General features: G+C 65.0%; 1 protein-coding gene. It reads left to right on the top strand.

The window, feature by feature from the left end; all coding sequences use genetic code 11:
- A partial coding sequence (locus tag NKJ84_RS33090; protein ID WP_352510018.1) for an integrase core domain-containing protein occupies positions 1-663 on the top strand: 663 nt, incomplete at both ends.

The raw sequence follows: 663 nt of genomic DNA, 5'->3' as shown, positions 1-663 counted from the left end.
GAGCAAGCGCGACAAGCCGCACTGGGGCGCCAGGAAGATCAGGGAGCTGCTGATCAGGAAGCTCGCCGGCGATGTGCGCATCCCGGCCAAGAGCACGGTGCATGCCGTGCTCGACCGCCACGGCCTTGTGAGCCAGGCCCGCAAGAGGAACCGGGCGAACAAGGCCATGGGCACGCCGCTGTCGCAGGCCGCCGTCCCCAACGATCTGTGGTGCGCTGACTTCAAGGGCGAGTTCAAGCTCGGCAACGGTCGCTACTGTTACCCCCTGACGGTGACCGACCAGGCCTCGCGCTACCTGCTTCTCGCCGAAGCGCTTGAAGCGACACGGGAAGCGCCGGTCATCGAGGCCTTCGTCCGGCTGTTCAGGGAACGCGGCCTGCCGCTCGCCATTCGAAGCGACAACGGGGTCCCCTTCGCCAGCCCCAACGGCCTCTACAATCTGTCGAAGCTGTCGGTCTGGTGGTTGAGGCTCGGCATTGCCATCGAGCGCATCAAGCCCGGCAACCCGCAACAGAACGGCCGCCACGAGCGCATGCACCGCACCTTGAAGCAGGAGACCACGCGGCCCCCGGGCATGAATGCCCTGCAACAGCAGGCCAGATTTGACGCTTTCATCAGCGAATTCAACGAGGAAAGGCCGCATGAGGCGTTGGCCATGAAGCT

It is taken from the genome of Mesorhizobium sp. M0048, assembly GCF_040323405.1.
Taxonomy (GTDB): Bacteria; Pseudomonadota; Alphaproteobacteria; order Rhizobiales; family Rhizobiaceae; genus Mesorhizobium.
Note: the sequence above shows the minus strand (reverse complement) of the source record. Positions and strands in the feature narration are given on the sequence as shown.